This window comes from Sphingomonas sp. 8AM (genome assembly GCF_902506455.1).
GTDB lineage: Bacteria > Pseudomonadota > Alphaproteobacteria > Sphingomonadales > Sphingomonadaceae > Sphingomonas.
The window spans coordinates 2189483-2209113 of sequence record NZ_LR733844.1; the positions used below are offsets into that span (position 1 = coordinate 2189483).

General features: G+C 63.5%; 17 protein-coding genes. 8 read left to right on the forward strand and 9 right to left on the reverse strand.

Annotated features, from left to right (window positions below):
- Positions 1-25: 25 nt before the first annotated feature.
- A complete protein-coding gene (locus tag BACI71_RS10215; protein WP_159758299.1) occupies positions 26-904 on the reverse strand; it encodes a crotonase/enoyl-CoA hydratase family protein in 879 nt (292 codons plus the stop codon).
- Positions 905-1022: 118 nt separating this feature from the next.
- On the opposite strand from BACI71_RS10215, the gene BACI71_RS10220 reads away from it, so the two are divergent.
- The 4 genes from BACI71_RS10220 (at position 1023) to BACI71_RS10235 (ending at position 3846) form a co-directional block, all read left to right on the forward strand.
- Positions 1023-1493 (forward strand): YaiI/YqxD family protein, encoded by a 471-nt coding sequence (locus BACI71_RS10220; protein ID WP_159758301.1) that lies wholly within the window; start codon positions 1023-1025, stop codon positions 1491-1493.
- Between the two features lie 41 nt (positions 1494-1534).
- On the forward strand, positions 1535-2707 hold the full coding sequence (uvsE, locus tag BACI71_RS10225) for a UV DNA damage repair endonuclease UvsE (protein WP_159758303.1): 1173 nt from the start codon (positions 1535-1537) through the stop codon (positions 2705-2707).
- Between the two features lie 231 nt (positions 2708-2938).
- Positions 2939-3103: a hypothetical protein gene (locus BACI71_RS10230; RefSeq protein ID WP_159758305.1), complete on the forward strand. Its 165-nt coding sequence runs from the start codon at positions 2939-2941 to the stop codon at positions 3101-3103.
- A 404-nt stretch (positions 3104-3507) separates the two neighbouring features.
- On the forward strand, positions 3508-3846 hold the full coding sequence (locus BACI71_RS10235; RefSeq protein WP_159758307.1) for a hypothetical protein: 339 nt from the start codon (positions 3508-3510) through the stop codon (positions 3844-3846).
- A 176-nt stretch (positions 3847-4022) separates the two neighbouring features.
- Here the strand turns inward: BACI71_RS10235 and chrA are convergent, their stop codons facing one another.
- The 6 genes from chrA to BACI71_RS10265 form a co-directional block, all read right to left on the reverse strand.
- Positions 4023-5420 (reverse strand): chromate efflux transporter, encoded by a 1398-nt coding sequence (chrA, locus tag BACI71_RS10240; protein ID WP_159758309.1) that lies wholly within the window; start codon positions 5418-5420, stop codon positions 4023-4025.
- Complete coding sequence (locus BACI71_RS10245) at positions 5417-6241, reverse strand: chromate resistance protein ChrB domain-containing protein (RefSeq protein WP_159758311.1); 825 nt, start codon at positions 6239-6241, stop codon at positions 5417-5419. The genes chrA and BACI71_RS10245 overlap by 4 nt, the downstream gene beginning before the upstream one ends.
- A 183-nt stretch (positions 6242-6424) precedes the next feature.
- On the reverse strand, positions 6425-6799 hold the full coding sequence (locus BACI71_RS10250; protein WP_159758313.1) for a response regulator: 375 nt from the start codon (positions 6797-6799) through the stop codon (positions 6425-6427).
- Positions 6796-8331, reverse strand: coding sequence for a sensor histidine kinase (locus BACI71_RS10255; protein WP_159758315.1), 1536 nt, complete (start codon positions 8329-8331; stop codon positions 6796-6798). The genes BACI71_RS10250 and BACI71_RS10255 overlap by 4 nt, the downstream gene beginning before the upstream one ends.
- Before the next feature lie 878 nt (positions 8332-9209).
- Positions 9210-9542, reverse strand: a complete 333-nt coding sequence (locus BACI71_RS10260; protein WP_201297349.1) for an ArsR/SmtB family transcription factor — start codon at positions 9540-9542, stop codon at positions 9210-9212.
- A 22-nt stretch (positions 9543-9564) separates the two neighbouring features.
- On the reverse strand, positions 9565-10038 hold the full coding sequence (locus BACI71_RS10265) for an SRPBCC domain-containing protein (protein ID WP_159758319.1): 474 nt from the start codon (positions 10036-10038) through the stop codon (positions 9565-9567).
- 392 nt (positions 10039-10430) lie between these two features.
- Here BACI71_RS10265 and BACI71_RS10270 point away from each other — a divergent pair, with 392 nt between their 5' ends.
- Positions 10431-11360, forward strand: coding sequence for a hypothetical protein (locus tag BACI71_RS10270; protein WP_159758321.1), 930 nt, complete (start codon positions 10431-10433; stop codon positions 11358-11360).
- A gap of 308 nt (positions 11361-11668) precedes the next feature.
- On the opposite strand, the gene BACI71_RS10275 is transcribed toward BACI71_RS10270, so the two are convergent.
- Positions 11669-14956, reverse strand: coding sequence for a PAS domain S-box protein (locus BACI71_RS10275; protein ID WP_159758323.1), 3288 nt, complete (start codon positions 14954-14956; stop codon positions 11669-11671).
- A 338-nt stretch (positions 14957-15294) separates the two neighbouring features.
- Positions 15295-17394 (reverse strand): TonB-dependent siderophore receptor, encoded by a 2100-nt coding sequence (locus BACI71_RS10285; protein ID WP_159758325.1) that lies wholly within the window; start codon positions 17392-17394, stop codon positions 15295-15297.
- Positions 17395-17599: 205 nt separating this feature from the next.
- Between BACI71_RS10285 and BACI71_RS10290 the strand changes: the two genes are divergently transcribed.
- From BACI71_RS10290 to BACI71_RS10300, 3 genes are all read left to right on the forward strand, one after another.
- On the forward strand, positions 17600-17959 hold the full coding sequence (locus BACI71_RS10290; protein ID WP_159758327.1) for a hypothetical protein: 360 nt from the start codon (positions 17600-17602) through the stop codon (positions 17957-17959).
- A 161-nt stretch (positions 17960-18120) separates the two neighbouring features.
- Positions 18121-19176: a sialidase family protein gene (locus tag BACI71_RS10295; protein WP_201297350.1), complete on the forward strand. Its 1056-nt coding sequence runs from the start codon at positions 18121-18123 to the stop codon at positions 19174-19176.
- A gap of 3 nt (positions 19177-19179) precedes the next feature.
- Positions 19180-19359 (forward strand): hypothetical protein, encoded by a 180-nt coding sequence (locus BACI71_RS10300; RefSeq protein WP_028964939.1) that lies wholly within the window; start codon positions 19180-19182, stop codon positions 19357-19359.
- The last annotated feature ends 272 nt before the right edge of the window (positions 19360-19631 follow it).

Consider the following 19631-nt stretch of genomic DNA (forward strand, 5'->3'; position numbering starts at 1 on the left):
CCGGGCCGCTACGACCGGCGCTGGCTCAGCGGGGCTTGTCCAGCAATCGCTCCTGCGCGCTGACCAACCGGCGCATCAGCTTGAGATCGCCCTCCCCGAGCCGCAGCGCCGCATCGGCCCACAGCTCGACCACCGCTTCCAGCTCGCCGAGCGTCAGCGGATTCACCGCCCGCGACGCCTCGTAGATCGCGGCATGCGCGCTGTGGCGGCGGCGGTTGGCACGGATATAATCCTCCACCACGCGCCGCCCCTCGCCTGGGTCGGCGAGCGCATGGACCAGCCCCATCTCGTACAATTCCTCGGCGCGGTACGTCCGTCCGCTGAGGATCATCTGCTCGGCGCGCGCCGCGCCCAGCCGACGCGACAGGAAGCAGTGCGCGCCCATGCCGGGGAACAGCCCGAACAGCGTCTCGGGCAGCCCGAACCCCGCGCCGCGCTCCGCGACGACGACGTTGAACGACATCAGCGCCTCGAACCCGCCGCCCAGCGCGTCGCCCTCGACCAGCCCGATCGTGATGATCGACCGATCCAGCCCGAGCATGTTCCGGTGCAGGATGCGCACGCACGCCTTGCCATAGCCGACCAGCGCGTCGCGGTTGCGCGCGCGGATCAGCTGCGCAAACAGGTCGAGATCGCCCCCCAGCGAAAACACGCCCGGGAAATGCGACCCCAGCACCAGATAGCGGATCGGCATCGCGCCGCTGCCATGCGCGATTTCGATATCCTCCTGCCACTGAATGAAATCGTGGAGCAGTGCGGGGTTGAAGCTGGGGCGCACGTCCGGACGCATATAGGTCCACAAGGTCCCCTGCGCCGGGTCGAAGGTCGCCTCCAGCTGGTCGTAGACGAACAGCGCACGCACGTCGGACGGGACGGCGGCAAGCGTGGTTTGATGAACGGTCATCGCGACTTCCTCTTTCCTGACAGCGACTTGCTGTCAGTTCAGGATAACCTGCATCGTGTGACATGTCGGTGCTCAACCGCAGCTGGCCGGCGCAGCTTCGCCATGGCATGGCGCAATCATGACGCTCGTGCCCCGCATCCTCGTCGACGCCGACGCCTGTCCGGTGAAGGAAGAGATCTACCGGGTCGCCTACCGGATGGCGGTGCCCGTGGTGGTCGTCAGCAACGCGCATCTGCGCATCCCCGTCCACCCGCTGATCTCGCGCGTGGTCGTCGACGACGGCTTCGACGCCGCGGACGACTGGATCGTGGCGCAGGTCGATGCCGCGGCACTGGTCGTCACCGCCGACATCCTGCTCGCCGATCGCTGCCTGAAAGGCGGCGCGGCGGCGGTGCTCGGCCCCAACGGCCGCCCGTTCACGACCAGCTCGATCGGCAGCGCGGTCGCGGTGCGGGCGATCATGAGCGACCTGCGCGCCGGTGGCGACCGCATCGGCGGCCCGCCGCCGTTCAGCAAGGAGGACCGCTCGCGCTTCCTGTCCGCGCTCGATGCCGCGATCGTCCGCGTGCGCCGCCAGAGCGGCGGCTGACGGCCGAGGGAGCCGCTGCGCGCCTGCCTCGTTGGGCAGGGATGACCGATCCCGACCATCCGCTCCGCCTCGGCTTTCCCGTCAAGGTGATGGGCCGGCCCGAGCTGAAAACGCAGGACACGCGGCGCTGGCAGAAGAACCCGCATCTCAAATGCTCGCTCGAGCTGCTCGACCCGGTACTCGATTATCTCAGGTCCGAGCGGCTCGACATGTACCGGCTGTCCTCGGACATCGCACCCTACGCCACCCATCCCGACATGCCGCAATTCCACGCGATGGTCGCCGACAGCGATGCCGAGCTTCGCGCATTCGGGGCCAAGGCGCGCGATTATGGCATCCGCCTGTCCTTCCACCCGTCGCAATATGTGCTGCTCAACGCCCCCGATCCGGCGCTGACGCACAAGAGCATCTGGGATCTGGCCAGTCAGGCCGAGATGCTCGACCGGATGGGGCTCGACGACGAAGCGGTGATGGTGACGCATGTCGGCGGCGTCTACGGCGATCACGCGGCGAGCCGCGCGCGCTGGATCGCGGGCTGGGAACAATGCCCGGCGCATGTCCGGCGACGGTTGGTGCTCGAGAACGATGACATCCGCTTCTCCGCCGCCGATGCGCTGTGGATCCACGAGCGCACCGGCGTACGGCTGATCTTCGACTATCAGCATTTCTGGTGCCTCAATCCCGAGCGGCTCGACATGCGCAACACGCTGGAGCGTTTCCTGGCGACCTGGCCGGCGGGTGTCAGACCGAAGATCCACTTTTCCTCGCCCCGCACCGAGTTGCGGGAAATCAAGCAGAAGATCACGCCGACGGCCCGCGCCGCTGCCAGGGCTGGTACCGCGAAGCCAAGGAAGGGCGAGTTGCTCAAGGCGCCGGTCAAGGCGACCGCGCGCGTCAAGACCGTGCTGCGGCCGCCGGTCTGGACCGGTCATGCCGATTTCACCAACCCCTTCGAGTTCGCGACCTTCATGCGCATGGCCGAGGGGTTGGTGTTCGACGTAATGCTGGAGGGCAAGTCGAAAGACCTGAGCCTGTTGCGGCTCCGCCCCGACCTGCTGCGCTACGCTCCCGACGTCGCCGCGCGCTTCGGCATCACCGCCGCCGACCATGCCGCGCTCGCCGATGACGAGGCGCTGCTCGACGAAGCGGCGGCGGCGGACGAGGACGCGGATGTCGACGAGGGTCAGGGCGCCGATGCGGTCGAAGCCGTGTAATCCGTTCTGGCCGGATCGCTGAGCAGATCGGGCCGCTTCGTCCTCGATCAGGCATTGAGATTTTGATCTGCTGGCAGCGCTCCGGCAAAAACTTTCTGCACCCCCTGATCCTTGAGCCAGTTTAAAGACCGATGCGGCCCCATCGGCTAAAGGCGTGTTACAATATAGAAACGATGTGGTGGGCTCATGAGTTCGGATCCTCGGGGAGAGCCCGATCCGGTCACACTGCGCATGGTGGCATGGCTGGCGCGGTCCCGCGCCGAAGCGATGAAGGCGGATGGCGAGGCAGGAGCAGGCACGGCGTATTCCGATGACGAACCCCTTCTTACATTCGCCTCCGACCTCGACCGCATCGCCGCCTCGCTTGAAGGTGGAGATGCTTGGCGCATCGAGTGATCGCGATCGCTGTCGCCTCAGGGTTGAGCAGCGCGTCGCTACGATCATGCGGGACCTTGCCGAGGTTGTCGAAGGCAGGCGCTGATCACAGCATCAACATCGAGCCGTGCTGCCGATGGCGCTCCTCGACCGCGGCCGTCGTGGCGGGAATGCCCTATTCTACTTGGTCGCCTCTGCGATGTGTCCCGGCGCGGATCGAAGCCGATACTGTCCGGATGATTTCCGTGCGCACGCGTCCGCTTTCGCTCACCAACCAACACCGACCGCGATCACAGCAGCTGCGGCCATTACGGGCCGAATCGCAAACCGCGCGGCTGGTTATTCGACCGCCAGGATCAGGCCTCCCAAAATCCACGCCATCATGTCACAGGCTCGGCATGACGGCTGTTCAGGAGCAGTAAGAAATGGCCATCGCCGGAGCATTGGCCGTGTTGATCCGCATGGCCGAGGTCGTACCGGTGGCGGATCGGCCGAGCTACCCGTGTTGGATCGCGAGCGTTGCACGGGAGGGTTCAGGCGTGCGGATTGATTTCGCCGCGGGAGCGCCGGTTCGCCCGGGTGAAGAGAGCATCCATGCCGAAGCCGGTGCAAGCCTTTCCCCATCTAATTCGGGGCATGACGGCTGCACCCTTTCCGTCCTGCGCCGGGGAAAGGACATCGGCATTGAGGCTGAGGCGCATCTGTTCGTGCCCGGCATCATGACCGAACCGGAAGTGCGAAAGGTCTGGATCGTGGCGCGCTGAGCAGCCGCGCCCCCATCGGCGCGGAGCAACCCTCCATCGCCCGCGGCTCCTCGCCACGCCGCAGCTGCCTCTCGGCGCCGATTGTACCCGTCAGATCCCGACCCTGATCGTCTTGCGAACGATCGCGGGATGAGGGACGCGCGGGAGTGCCGGGGTTGTCAGCCGCACTCGCCGCCTCACCGGATCGCTCCAAGGGCGTAGAGCGCAAGGCCGGCGGCCGACGTCGCCAGCAAGGTCGTTATGACGCCTGACCTGGTCATGAAGATCGCATAGCCGGCACCCAGCGATAGAATGAGCGCAGCCGGGTCGATGCTCGTCAGCACGGGTGCGTCGAAGCGGATCGGCCCCGCTGCCACCAGCGTCGTCGTGCGGAAGAGCGTGTGCAGCGCGAACCACACCGCCAGGTTCAGCACGACTCCGACGACCGCCGCCGTGATGGCCGAGAGGGCACTGGCGACCGCGGCGTTGCCGCGCAGTCGTTCGATGAACGGCGCGCCGAGGAAGATCCACAGAAAGCATGGCACGAACGTCACCCAGGTCGCGAGCAGACCGCCGAGCGTTCCCGCGAGAATCGGCGACAGTCCGCCCGGATCGCGGCAGGCGCCCAGAAAGCCGACGAACTGCAGGACCATGATCAGCGGGCCCGGCGTCGTCTCCGCCATGCCAAGGCCGTCCAGCATCTCCTTCGGCCGCAGCCATCCGTAGTTTTCCACAGCCTGCTGCGCGACATAGGCGAGCACGGCGTAGGCGCCGCCAAAGGTCACCATCGCCATCGTCGAGAAGAAGGTCGCGATGCGGCTGAACACGTTATCGGGACCAAGCGCGATCAGCAGCGCCGCGACCGGGACGAGCCAGAGAGCGAGCCACAGCAGCGCGGTGCGCACGGTTTCCCGCCACGTCGGTCGCGCATGGGCGGGCAGCTCTTCACCGAGCAGCGTGTCAGCGTCAGCCACGGTGTTGCCGTGCGATGCGCCATGGCCACCGCCCCGGAATGCCGCGCTGCCTTGCCGGGCCGACCACCAGCCGATCAGGCCGGCGCCGAGCACGATCAGCGGAAATGGCGCGCCGACGAAGAAGATCAGTACGAAGGCCGCCGCTGCGAGCATCCGTGCCGGCGTCGTCTTGAGCGCCCGGCCGCCGATCCGCATCACCGCCTGAAGCACCACGGCCAGCACCGCGCACTTCAGGCCGAAAAAGAGCGCCGAGACGATGCCGACGCGGCCGTAGAGGACGTAGAGCCAGCTCAGCGCCATGATCGCGACGGCGCCGGGGATGACGAACAGCACGCCAGCGACGATGCCGCCCTTCGTGCGGTGCATCAGCCAGCCGATGTAGGTGGCGAGTTGCTGTGCCTCGGGACCGGGCAGCAACATGCAATAGTTGAGCGCGTGCAGGAAGCGCTGCTCGCCGATCCAGCGTTTCTCGTCGACGAGGATGCGGTGCATCACCGCGATCTGTCCCGCCGGACCGCCGAACGAGAGCAAGGCAATCCGCAGCCAGACCCAGAAGGCTTGCCGCAGCGCGACCGGACCGGGGCGCACCGGGGTTGCGGCGCTCGCCGGCTCCGCGATCATGCCGACACCTTGCCGCGCGCCGGCCGATGCGAGGACCAGTTGTGCTTCTCCGCCTGTGCGTCACGGCACCATCGATAAAGCGCGTCGTAGATTGCCATGCCCGCCTCGAGCTGGGCGTGATCGTCGCTATGCAGGCGCGACAGGCCGAGCGAGATGGCGAGCAATCCCGCCGCTTCCGGGGCGAGATCGAGCCGATCGGTATCGGCACCGCGCACGATCGCCGCCAGCCGGAGCAACGACACGTGCGCCTCCAGTCCGAACGCCTCGACCATCACGTCGAAGGTGCAGCGCTCACCGCGATGGCTCCAGAATACGCCTTCCTCCGCAACGTCGAACGGTTCGGCCTGCTGCTGCCTCGCGACGGTCAGCACGTCGCCGGGCGGCACGAACAGGAAACGCGCGTCGGGATCGACGAAGCGGCGGATCAGCCATGGGCAGGCGATGCGATCCACCTTCGGTCGTGATCGTGTGACCCACCACGTCCGGCCGTCCGCATGCCGCGGAGGCAGATGACTTAGTGACACGGTCGGCAGGCCGCCTGCCGTCCATGCGGCGAACCCGCCTTCCAGCACTTCGGCCGGCACACCCTCGCTGCGCAGAATGGCTGCCACGGCCACTGCGGCACCGGCGCCATCGGCATCCACGACGACGATCGGCATTCCGACAGGATAATTCCATCGAACAGGGTCGGGGTCGGCCGGAAACCGCGAACCGGGAATGGCTTCGGTCGGCGCGTCCCGCAGGTCGACGATCTGGGGCGCGCTCGCCACGGCGACGAGGCGGACGAGTTTGTCGGACGTAATGGTGTTTGGTGCAGGCATCATGCGTCCCTTGCGTGTTCGTGCTGGACGCGATTCTCTAGCTGACGCCTCGTGGGGTAATCGCCATCCCCATATGCGTTATCAGCCATGCTCGCGGCGGGTTGTCAATCATCAGGTCTCGTCCTGACGACGTTCTGATAACCGCCCTGCGGCACGTACCGTACGTCGCCTCGGCCGCGCTCCTCAGTCCCGCATCGCCTCCTGAACCGCGCTCTCGAGCTTTCGATACGAAACAGGCTTGAACAGGATAGCACGCGGATGATCGAGCTGTATGCGCGTCACCGTCGCGGGCTCCTTGGAGCCCGTCACGAAGATCACGCGCGACCCGACCAGCTGATGGATGACCAGCGACGCATCCACCCCATCTTTCTCGCCGCGCAGGCGCATGTCCATCAGCACGACCTTGGGCCGGTGCAGGCACGCCAGAGCGACAGCATCGTCGGCGGAGGCAGCCGTTCCGCACACGGCATAACCGAGATCCTCGATCTGGCATTTGAACGCCATCGCGATCATCTCCTCATCGTCCACGATCAGGATGTGGTCGGCAAGATCGCTCATTTCGCACGCGGCCCCTTGACCCGCACCTCCACACGCGTTCCATCCTCATAGCTGTAGCTCACATCACCCTGAAGCTGACGCGCCATGCTGGTGACGATGTTCTTGCCGAGCCCCCCGCCCGTCGGACCAGCACCCGCCGCCGGTGCATAGGTACCACACCCATCATCCTTCACGAGAAGCATGACCTCATCCTCTCCTATGTTACTCACCTGAACGTGAATTGTGCCGGAGCCCGCGGGGAATGCGTGCTTGATGGCGTTGGTGACGAGTTCAGTCACTAGCAAACCGAACGGAATGGCGAAGTCCAGACCCACCGTGAGTGGATCGGCTTTGACCGAAAGCGCGATCTCGCTGGAACCGGACCCTTCCGCAAGATTTTCGAGGAGTTCACTCAGGAACGACGACAGATCGAACGTCGCGAAATCAGCCGTCGCCATCAACTGGTGGTGCACGAGACCCAGCGCATACACCCGGTCGCGCAAGCTTTTCAGTCCGTCCTTCGCACGCTGGTCCGACAACGACCTGCTTTGCAGCACCAGAAAGCTGTCGATGATTTGCAGGTTGTTTTTGACGCGGTGATAGACTTCTCTAATGAGAATGTCGCGCTGCTCCAGTGCCTGGATTTTTTCCGCCAGCGCGCGTTCGATCGACGCACGGGCGTCGCTCTCTTCCTTCTTCCGGTCCGTGATGTCGACGGAGACCCCGACGATGCCGATGGCGCGCCCGGTCGCATCACGCATCGGATATTTGGTCGACCAGAAGGTCCGCGTTCCACCGTCGGGAAGCGTGATGCTCTCTTCCATTTCCCGAATGCCGCCACCGCTCAGCACCAGGCGGTCGTTGGCAAGTATCTTCTCGGCCTGCGCCGGATCGTCGAGAAATTCATCATCCCTTTTCCCGACGACGGCCGCCCAGGGCAGCCCAATGAAATCCAGCGTGCTCTTGTTGGCAAGGATCATGCGCCCCGCTTCATCCTTCGCGTAAATCGCACCGGGAACGGTCTCCACCACTGACCTGAGAAGCTTGTCCGACGTCTGGTAATTCGCTTCGACGCGCCGCAACTCGCTCTCGGTCAGATCCACGCGCTGCGCGAGCGCGGCCCGCGCAGCCTGTAATTCCCGCAACGTGACCTGATGGTCGTCGATCTCCTTCTGCAGGGCTTTGGCGGAGGGCAGGAGAAGCAGCTTGGGGACAAGCGGCAAGGCGAAGATCGCAGTTGCGACCGACGCAAGAGCGGTCACCGCTTTCAGCCAGCCTTCGGTCACGTAATACGGGTACCAGAGTACGAGGATGCTGGCGACGTGAGTTACGCCGCAAAGGCCGATGAACATCGCGAACAGCAGAGCAAGACGGCGGTGACCTTGATCCAGATCAGCCCTGCCGTTGACAAATTGTGCGATGCCGAAGGGAATGGCGAAGTAGGCCAGTGCGATCAACGCATCAGAGCCGATGTGGAGGATCATCAGCTCCGGACGCCACAACAGGCACATGCCGTGCGGCATGAAAGTCTCCAGCTGGTCCAGAAAGTTCATCCGCCCATTGCCCCCCTTGCGACCCCGATGCCGGTTCACTTGCGGGATGGTGACAGATCTCTCGCCTAATCTAAAGTGGTCGCCTGTGGGCCAGGGGACTGGACTGGTTGATCACAGCCAGACGATGACGGCAGCAGCGCGGGCGACCGCGGAGCAGTAGGCGACCGGGCAGCGGCTGTAACGCGCAGCACCCGCCGGTCAGACCGGGACCAGCGCGATCGGCGAGTCTCCGACGGTGGCGACCGCGCTCAACAGCATCATCGCCGCGCTGGTTCGCCCGGTGCCCGGCCCCCTGCACCGGAATGACACCGGAGCGATCCGATCAGGCCCACAGTCGTGGAAGGTCGAAATGCCGGGGTGATGATTATCTGAAGTGGTGCCGCTTACAGGACTCGAACCTGTGACCCCCGCATTACGAAGGCTAAGGAAGCACCGAGAAAAGGCCAGCAAAGACATGTACTTGTCGGCGACCGCGACCGACGGGTTGATGTCAACCCACGCAGTTCCCAGAGTGGTCAAACGAGGCCAAGATTCGCTTACCAGACGAACGCGCTTTGACTTGGGAAAACCCTTGCAGGCGACCTGCGCCATACCCATCGCAGAGCCGCGACGAAGTGCGGAAGCGTCTGCCTTCCAGTACGGAGACTCGACAAAAGAAGGCCGCAAACGCACCCTCCCCACGAGGAGGCCTCCGGCGTCCGCTTTGCCGACCGAGAATGTCCCATTGTGGTGGAAACCGGTCTGACCGCTTTCGGGTACACGGTTGTCGATCGCGGACGTTCTCGGGGGTTGTTGGCTTTCTAAAAGGCATTGTCTGCCCGGGAAGGATTGCACATCTTCAAAACCCGTCTTGCAGGCCGAAGCGGGCAGGAGCCCGCCTACTGATCACCTTCCTGCTCGCCAGACAGGACGGCTCCGAGCGCATCAAGCCGTCTGTCCCAGGCTGATCGCCGCGCGCCCAGCCAATGCGCGACGACGTTCAAGCCATCATGGTCGAGCTGGCAGGACCGCACCCGACCCAGCTTGCTGCTGGTCACCAGCCCTGCCTCTTCGAGAACACGGATGTGCTGCCCGACAGCTGTCAGCGTAATCCCGCATATGTCGGCCAACGCCGACACGGCATGTGGGCGCTCCCCCAGCCGTTCAATCATGCGACGCCGCGTCGGATCACCCAGCGCATGGAGCAGCAGATCAATGGGCTCGACGTCCAACTTTCGGCGTGGCCGCGCCACGTCAGCCCACCAGCAAGCGGCCAAGCCGGTCCAGCAGGTCACTCCACCCCTGCTCACGCATAGCGCGACCATCGGAACCCTCAAAGAACACGCCCTGGAACGTGCAGGTGAGGTCCGTGCCGCCGTCTGCTTCGGCGACTTCCATTGTTTCCAGCGCGACCGAGATCGGTCTGCCCGCTATCCCCATCCGGGATGAGATGATGATGCGCCGTCCATCAACGATGTCATGGAAAACACCTTCGTTGGTCAGTTCGACACCGGGAAAGGGTGTGTCCGGCCCGAACAGGTAGGTGAGCCGCTCGGCACCACCAACGCGAAAATCGCTCTCAAATGCCTTGATTTCATGCGTGTCACTCTCCGCATACCAGGTCTTCTTGATCGCGGGATCGGCGCACGCGGCGAACACCTTAGCGGGCGTTGCCGGGTAGCGCCGCTTGATAGTGAAATTGCCATGCACGGCTGCAGGATCGGTCATGTCGAGCTCCTTACTGCGGTAACGGCTTCACTATAACCAGCCTAGCCTTCAGTCAAGTATAAAGCTCAGTGTCGATCTGTGACGGGCTCAATTTCCCATGGAAGGGTGAGCGGGACGGTTTGGGCGATCCAGAACGAGATCGGGCCTGGGAGTGTCCGGGTTTGGGCGCTTCCCGCCGGTCCGCTTTCCCGCCCGAAATCGGCCGGTCGGCTTTCGGGTGATCCGGTCGGTGCGGGAGACTCGGAACGGCACGACCTGGTGGTTAGCCGACCGACAGCTCAGTGGAGATAATGGCCAGTGCGACCATGTGCTCCAGCAGGCCAAACCGATACCGTCTTGCCCGATCCACATCTGTATTATATAGGCAACACACCGCCTCAACGAGGGATTTTGTGACAAACTCGCAGACAGCTCAGCAAGTGGAGCTTACCGCAAAAAACCTAGCCATCCTCGCGGTCGGGTTGGTCATCACGGCATTTCTCGCATTAGGATCACATGACCTCGCCATCGCCCACCTCGGCATACCCTATCCGAACGACGGCGATGTTCCTCCTTGGGCAAGGTATATTGGGCAGGTCGTGCGGCTTGGTGCGATGGTGTACGTCTGCCGTCTAGCAAGCTGGTATCTGGGCAAGCGCAACACCGTCCGTGCAGCAGCGATCTTCGGACTACTGATCGTTCTCCTGCAAGAAACGCTGCGCGTCATTGTCGTAGATAACGTTGTTTCTGACGGCTGGATCGACCTGCGCTGGGTTTACCTGCTGATGACCCGGCTGCCAAATGCGCTGCTCTCGTTCTACTGTGGAGCCATCGCAGTTGTCATTGCTCGCAAGATTGAGTCAGATCGGCATGTACCGCTACTTATCGCGATCGCGGCTGCAAGCGCTATCGGCTACTTTGCACTGTTGCCGGCGTTGAAGGCGATCGCGAACCTGGTAACCGCTGCGCTGCAGCTGACCGAGACCCCCGAAGTGCACACAATGCCGTACGGCATTTACGTCTACAAATATATTTACGGCATGTTTATCGAGCCAACGATCTCCTCGTTTGCTTTGATCTATCTGCTGTGGCCGGCTTTCGATGGCTCGAAACCTCGGCGCATCGCACTATTCGTTCTCCTTATGCTGCTGATGAGGGGGCGGATCATCGCGACCGGACTGTTCAGTTTCTGGATTAAGGATAGTTGGGCGCTAGCCTTTGCTGCGGAAGGGCAGTTCTTCGTCGAGACACTGGTTCTCGCCGGGCTAACAGGTCTGACTTGGGCTGCCGTGACGCCTAAGGCGACGGCAGTCGGCCAAAATTCGCCATCAGGGAATCGTTAGCCGCTATTGCAATTCGATCTTTAACCGCATCAGACAGGCTGGTCGAGTGGCCTGTCATGCTTTGGCGAACGGCCGCTAGTGGGCGAGAGCCGTCCGGCAGCTTCTCCGCCCTATAGCGGTCCGTCGGCTTTCGGGTGTTCCGGTCGGCTCGGTGAGCTCGGAACGGCAAGGGTTGGTGGTTAGCGGATCGGACGCTTTCGGGTGAGGCAGGGCGCATAGCTGACGTTGGCTACCCCCGCCCGCCGTGCCGATTGGGATGACAATTTGCGAATGCTCTATAATCATACTTGAACGCCACGCAACCGCGTCTAGTTATGGCTGTGTGTAGCAGCCGCTTTGGCCAAAGCCTTGGCTAACTCATCGAGCGAATATGGCTTTTGCAATAACTCGAAGCCAGTCTCATCCTGTTCGGCAAGGACACTGCTGTACCCGCTAGTCAGAACGACCGGTATATCCGGAAAGCGCCTAAGGATCTCATCCCGCAACTCGATCCCGGACATACCGGGCATCACGACATCAGAGAAGACGAGGTCGAACTCGCCTTTGCTCAGTTCGACAAGAGCACTTGCGGCGTCGATGGCTAGCTTGGTTGTATAGCCCAGCTCGCTCAAGGCCTGGGTTGCGAACGATCCCACTTCACTGTTGTCCTCCACGACCAGGATACATGCGCCGGCCGCGAGCGGAGTTCCGCCCTCACCAGCCGGCCGGATGAGCTCCCTTTCCTCTGATGCCGCCTTTGGAAGATAGAGGGTAAAGGTGGCGCCTTCACCTACAACACTGCTCACGATAACTTCGCCGCTCGATTGCTTGGCAAACCCGAACACTTGGCTGAGACCAAGCCCGGTTCCGTGACCGACGCCTTTAGTCGTGTAGAAAGGCTCAAAGATGCGATCGAGCTGTTCTGGGGCGATGCCGCTGCCAGTGTCCCGAAGAGAGAGCGCAACAAAACGGCCCGGCACTGCTGGGTGTGAACGCGCCGCGGGAATGCCGTTCACCTCGTGGACACCAATAGCCAGCGTCCCTTCCCCCTTCATTGCATCACGGGCATTCACCGCCATGTTGACCAGTGCGGTGTCAAACTGGCTGCGATCCGCCTTGATGAGGAATTGACCCGGTGGGACGTCCATCTCGATGACAACACGCGAGCCAGTCAGGGTCACTAGCATGTCGCTTATACCGGCAACACTTGCTGATACATCGAACACTTCGGCCTTGAGCGCCTGCCGTCTTGCAAAGGCAAGCAGTTGGCTGGTGAGCTTGGTCGCGCGATCGGCAGTGTCTGAGATAGCCGCAATGTATCGTTCGCGCCTCTCGTCCGACAGATTCGGACGGCGCAGGAGGTCCACTGAACCGCGGATCACGGTGAGGAGATTGTTGAAATCGTGTGCGACGCCACCGGTAAGTTGCCCCACCGCCTCAACCTTCTGGCTTTGTCGCAGTTGTTCTTCAGCCGCAACTAAGGCTGCATCGCGCTCCTTCTGTTCGGTAATATCGCGCGCCACGCAGTAAAGCAGGCCTCCAGTCGGCACTGCCGACCACGCGAGATTCCGGAATCCTCCATCCTTGGTTCGAAATCTGTTTTCGAAGAACAATGTGGTATGTCCCTCAGCAAGACGACCAACCTCTTCCCGTGTTCTGGCTCGGTCATCCGGATGTTCCAGCCACTCGGACGTTTTGCCGACAAAGGCCTCCGGCGGCCAACCAAGTGTATACGACCAGGCCGGATTGACGCTGATCCAGATGCCCTGAGCGTCGGCGACACCGAGCAAATCGCGGCTGACCTGCCAAACTCGATCGCGCTCTTGCGTGCGCTCTTCCACCTGTTCCTGCAGCGACCCTGCGAGCGTCTGTAGTTCCAACTCAACGCGGCGACGCTCGATGGCCACCCTAGTCCGCTCGGCAGCTTGCTGGACGAAGTCGATCTCGTCAGTGGTCCAGTCACGGGCGAAATGCGACACGACGCAGAAAATTGCAGTAAGCCGATTCCTTTCCACCACAGGCGCATTGAGTAAAGCGCTCACGCCCGCGTTTTCGAATGCCATGGCGAAAGGTGATGTTCGCGCATCTGTGCGCACGTCACTTATCGCAACGGTGCGGTTTTCCAGAAGATCATCGATGTAGGAACCGTAGTTCCGCATAGGATGCTCACCCGCGATTACGTACTTGGGCGTTATCTTCCAATCCCGCTCGATCACTAACGTTTGGTCGGATGCGTCGATCCGGCCGAAGCCTGCGGCACTAACACCCAACGTCTGTCCGACGACCTCAGCCGCAGCTGCTGCCATAGCTGCTGGATCATCCATGTTCCGGAGGGTGTCGCCCAACAGGAGAAGAGCTGCTCGCCTCGCCTCTACCGCTGCCTGCTGAAAGGCACGCTGCCGGCGCTCCGTTATATTCTCGAAAGTGCAGATTGCGCCGCGAAGCTTTCCATCCTGAATGATTGGGGTAGCCCGATACTCGACCCACAGTGGCTCGCGATTGATCGGAAAGAACAGCTCTTCCAGCACATGTGCAGGTCTGCCGTCCCGCGCAGCTACATAGATTGGGCATTCGCCTTCGGGGTAAGGCGAGCCGTCGACATGCGAATGATGAATCACGTCATGCAGGCGGCGCCCAATGACGTCCTGGGCGTTGTCGAAGCCCATCATCTGCAGAAACGCAGCATTGCAGGTAGTTGTTAGTCCGTCATTGTCGACCGCGTAAAAGCCTTCGCTGATGGAATTGAGCAGCAAGCGAAGATTGGCCTCGCTACTGCGCAAAGAGGCATTGAGGCCACGCTGATGCTCTTCACTTGCTTTGAGACGTGATTCGGTTACCCGTCGCTCGGTGATGTCGCTGAACAAAATCGCAACGAGCCGATCTGCCGGATCACCGACACGGTAGGCAAACACCTCGTACCAGCGACCGTTAAGCGCCTCAGCTGGCAGTGTGAACCGCTTGGACTGGCCCGTCAGCGCGATGCGGGCATACATATCGAACCAGTGCTGCTCATGGTTTGGCGCAAGATCGCGCATCCAGTTGCCGGGCGCGTCGATAAGACCAGTTTGCCGCTCGAAGGCTGGGTTCACTTCTAGGAAGCGATAGTCGATCGGCTTGGCGGCGTCGTCGCATCGGACTTCGATCAAGCAGAAGCCTTCGTCAATAGAGTCGGACAACGCCCGATAGCGATCCTCGCTCTCCGACAGTGCTACCGCGGTATAATGCTGTTCAGTGCGGTCGCGGAGGATCTTCACATACCCTTCGAGATCGCCGCTGCCGCTACGTAGAGGCATCATTTCGCCGTTGGCCCAGAAGCGCGAGCCGTCCTGTCGAAGGTGCCAGCGCTCATCCACGCCACGTCCGTGGCGCACGGCAGCACTCATCTCAGCTTCGGATATACGGTTTTCGATGTCTTCCAGCGTAAAGAACAGGTCAACGGACCGGCCGATCGCGTCACTTGCGCTCCAGCCCATGATGCGTTCGGCACCAACGTTCCAAGAGGTGATCGCACCGTCGAGATCGAGGCCGACGATCGCATAGTCGATCGCATTCTCAATGATAAGCTGGGCCTGCCGACCGGACAAATTTTCTGAGGAAGTGAGGGAGCTAGCGTTCATACTTATTTATGTCCGATTAATGGATTTGCAGCAATCACGATTGCGCACCCGTCCTGATCGGGGCGGGCAGTTGAAGACGCCACGCCGCTCCTGACGTGCTCCCCTGAAACTCCGCCAGTTTGAGCTAGAGTCCGCCTTCGTGAGGAGACGGATGTGAAGAAGAGCAGGTTCAGCGAGGAGCAGATCATCGCGGTGCTGCGCGAGCAGGACAGCGGGATTCGGCCGCCTCAAACACTTCCGCCGCTTCGCCACACGTTATGATCGCCGCACCGTCCACTTCACCGGCTTCGTACATCTCGCCGCCGCCATGATCTGGCTACGCTGAATGTCGATCCGACCTAGATCCGCACGCTCGCGTTGAGCAGCACGGTGCGCGGCGGCTGGATGAAGACATAGCCGGAGCTCAGAAAACCCCAGCTCGCGCGGTCGGCGAGATTGTCGACCTCGGCGCGCAGCGTCACCGGCGTGCCACCGGCATCGACCACATAGCTCACGCGCGCATTGACCAGCGTCACCGCCGGCACACGGAACGTGTTGACGTCATTGCCCCACAGGCTGGTGCCATGCTGCGCCTCGAGCGTCGCCCTGAGCGCGGGCAGCGCGACCGGCTGCTCGGTCAGCTGGACGGTATCCTTCAGGCCCGGCACGCCCTCGACCGCCTTGCCCTGCACCAGCGGGTCGGTCTTGCGATAGGCGGCGCGCTCGATCGCGATGCTGTCGGTGATGCTCAGCCCGAGCGGCAGCGCGACGCGGGCATCCGCCTCGATCCCCTCGTACCGCTGCTCGCCGTCCGAGACATAGACGTTGGCGGCATTGGCATATTGCGCGCCACGCGCGATCCGGTAGGCGGCCGCCGAGAGCGACCAGCGCGCGCGTTCGAGCTTGATGCCGGCCTCGAGCTGCTCCGACCGCACCGGCGGCAGCGTCTCGCGCGCATTGGCATAGGTGTCGGGCACCGTGGTCCCGCTCTCCAGCGCCTGCACATAGCTGACGTACAGCGTCGCGGCCGCCCACGGATGATAGAGCAGCGCCGCGACCGGGGTGACAGGTGTTTTCGTGTAATTCGTGCGCGTGCCGGTCTTGCCCAGCTGATCCTCGCTGAAGCGCGTGACCCGCGCGCCCGCGATCAGCGCCACCTTGCCCAGCGTCAGCGTGTCGCTGGCGAACGCGCCACGCTGCGTCGACTGGTAATTGTGGTAGACGCCGCCCGTGAACGTGGTCGGATAGGCGATCGGCACGACCGGGGCGTAGAGGTTCTCGTGGCCGACCAGCGTGCTGACGCGGTTGAGCGGCAGATATTTGTCGAGCCCCTGCCAGGTGCCGCCGAACGTCAGCTGATGCTGCACCGCGCCGGTCGCGAACCGCCCCTCGACGTCGAGCTGGACCTGATTGTAGCGCGACCACGAACGCGGGTTGGTCGACAGCAACGGCTGGTAATCGCCGGCCGGACTGGTCAGCGACATCCACTCCGATTTGTAGCTCCGCCAGTCGAGGCTGTTGCTGTAATCGGCGCGCACCGTCCAGTTCGGCGACGGCGACCAGCGCAGCCCGGTCGCGCCGTAGAAAACGTGGCTGTTGAAGAACAGGTCGGGATAGGCAGCCAGGTTGGTCCGCCCGCTGACCGGCCGCGGCAGGCGGTCCGCGCCGTAGGCGTCGGGGTTGGAGATATAGAAATCCTGCGTGCCGCCGCGGATGCGCCGGTCCTGATAGATCACGTCGCCGGTCCACAACAGCGTGTCGGTCAGATGCGCGTCGAGTCCCAGCGACGCCGAATAGCGCAGCACGTGCGACCCGCTGTACGTCTCGCCCTGTTCGTGCGTCGCGTTGAGGCGATAGCCGACCCCCGCGCCGAGCGGCCCGCCGAGGTCGACATGCTGCGACACGATCGTGTCCGACGAATAGCCGACGTCCGCGTTGGCGAACGCCTCGGGCGTCGAACGCTTGGTGCGATAGTCGATCAGCCCGCCCGGGGCGTTGAACCCGTACAGAAAGCCCGACGCGCCCTTGAGCAGCTGCACCGTCTCGAACGATTCCAGCGGCAGTTCTACCGTCGTCATGTAGAACGGGTCGCCGTTGATCCGGTAGGAATTGTAATCGTCGAGCGGGATGCCGCGCACCGTCTGCGAATAGCTGTTGAAGGTATAGGTATCGCCGTTGGCGACGACCGACGCATCCTGGCTGAACACGCGCGCGAGCGATTTCACCTGCCGGTCGGCGATCTCGTCCGCGGTGACGGCGGTGATCGAGAACGGCGTGTCGATGATCGCGCGCGCGCCGAGCGCCCCGCCCGCCGCCCGCTCGTGGTCGGCATGGCCGTTGACGACGATGTCGGTGGGCGGCCGCTCGCCCGCGCCGCTCGCGCTGTCGGGTGCGGCCTGCGCGACGACGGGCTGGGCGAGAACGAGGCCCGGCAGGGCCAGCCAACGAACAAGGATCATACGCACCTCCGATATCAGATCGTTTCGGTAGCGTATCGATTTTGGGTGCGCGACGAACGGAAGCTTTAGCCCGCTAAAGGCATGCGGGTCCGCCAGCGTCCCGCGCGCTGCCTTGCGCGTGCCGTCCCCGGCGCTGGAGCATGATTAATCGTTCATCGACAATCGCATGGTACGTGGCGCGGACTGACGACAAGGCCGCCGCCCGATGTACACGATCCAATATGACGCCGCGGCGCGCACGCTGCATATCGTGACCGAGGGGTTCTGGACTCCCGGTGTCACCGCCGCCTTTATCGCCGAATTGCTCGCGCGCGGCACCGCGCTCCGGCTGCGGCACGGGCCGTTCGTGGTGCTCGCCGACCTGCGCGCCGGCGCGATCCAGCCGCCGCAGGTCGTCGACGCGCTCGCGGCGATGATGCCGCGCGCGCTCAAGGTCACCTCGCTGCCGATCGCGGCGGTGGTCGCGAACAATCTCGCGAAGCTGCAGACCGAACGCTATCTGGTCGGCGCCAATTGCCGCACGTTCCTCGACCCCGCCGACGCGCAGCGCTGGCTGGCGGCGTAAGTCTGCCGTCATCCCGGACCTGATCCGGGATCCCGCTTCCTTGCCCGGCCCGCGAGAAAAAGCAGCGGGGCCCCGGATCAAGTCCGGGGCGACGAAGATCGGGAATGTCTTGCGCGATACAGATTAGCCCCCTCCGCCCGGCTGCGCTAAGCGGGCGCGCGATGCCCCTGCCCTCCCTCACCCGCCGGCTGCTGCTCGCGGCGCCGATGCTGCCCGGGCTCGTCGGTGCCGCGCCATCAGCGATCCTGACGTCCGAGGTCATCGACCCCGCCCCGCCCTATCCGCAGGCGCATGCCTCGACGATCGTCGAACTGCCCGACGCCACGATCGCCGCGGCGTGGTTCGGCGGGTCGGGCGAAGGGCGCGCCGATGTCGCGATCTGGTTCGCGCGGCGTGGGGCGAAGGGCTGGGAGACCCCGGTCGCGGTCGCGCGCGATGCCGGGTACCCGACGTGGAACCCGGTGCTGTTCCAGCCGCCCGGGCAACCGCTCCAGCTGTTCTACAAGGTGGGCCCCAACCCGCGCGACTGGTGGGGGATGGTCATCACCTCCGAGGACGGTGGCCGCCACTGGAGCACGCCGGTGCGGTTGCCCGACGGCGTGCTCGGCCCGATCAAGAACAAGCCGGTCGTGCTCGCCGACGGGACGTGGCTGTCGCCGTTCAGCCGCGAGATCGGCACGCCCGAGCACAACCGCTGGTTCCTGCGCATGGAACGCTCCACCGACCGCGGCCGGACATGGAGCGCCGGCGCCGAAATCGCGTCGTCGGTCGGGCTGGAGGCGATCCAGCCGAGCGTGCTGACGCTGAAGGGCGGCACGCTCGCGCTGGTCGCGCGGACGCGGCAGGGGGTGGTCGCGACCAGCCGCTCGCGCGACGGCGGGCGGAGCTGGTCGCCGCTCGCCGCGCTCGCGCTCCCCAACCCCAATGCCGGCACCGATGCGGTGACGCTCGCCGACGGGCGGCAGCTGATCGTCTACAATCACGCCGCGCACGATCCCGCGACCCCCGGCGACGGTCCACGCTGGCCGCTGAACGTCGCGCTGTCCGACGACGGGGTGCACTGGCGCGCGGTGCTGACGCTGGAAAGCCGCCGGATCAAGGACGGTTACGCCTATCCGGCGGTGATCCAGTCGCATGACGGGCGCATCCACATTACCTATACGTGGAACCGCACGCGTATCCGCCACGTCGTGCTCGATCCCCGCCAATTGAGGTAAGTCATGGCCGAACGCTTCGAACGCCACCGCCAGCCGTGGCGCCCCGACGAGATCCAGAAGCTCCACCAGCTCGCCAAGAAGGGCATGGCGCTGAAGGCGATCGCCAAGGCGCTGACGCGTAGCGAGGAATCGGTGAAAGACCGCGCCAAGGAAGACGGGCTGTCGATCGCAAAGTTGCGATGAGATAACGGCAGCGCAACGAGTGGCGAAATATGTCGTCGACGCATCAGGATATTACGTCAAACTTTCGCAATGTTGCAAAGTGCCATTTTAGCAACTTTGCTGCGCAGCGGCGTTTGGGAGGGTAATCCCATAAGCCAAGCGAGGTACCTTTTGTAACTATCTGCGAAATGAGGATGATGGGCATTGAATCGGCCCAATCGGAAGCGTGACTTTTATGTGACTGTTCGTTAAGAAAGAATTATTACAATTCGGCAGAAGCGCGCTCGCGGCTT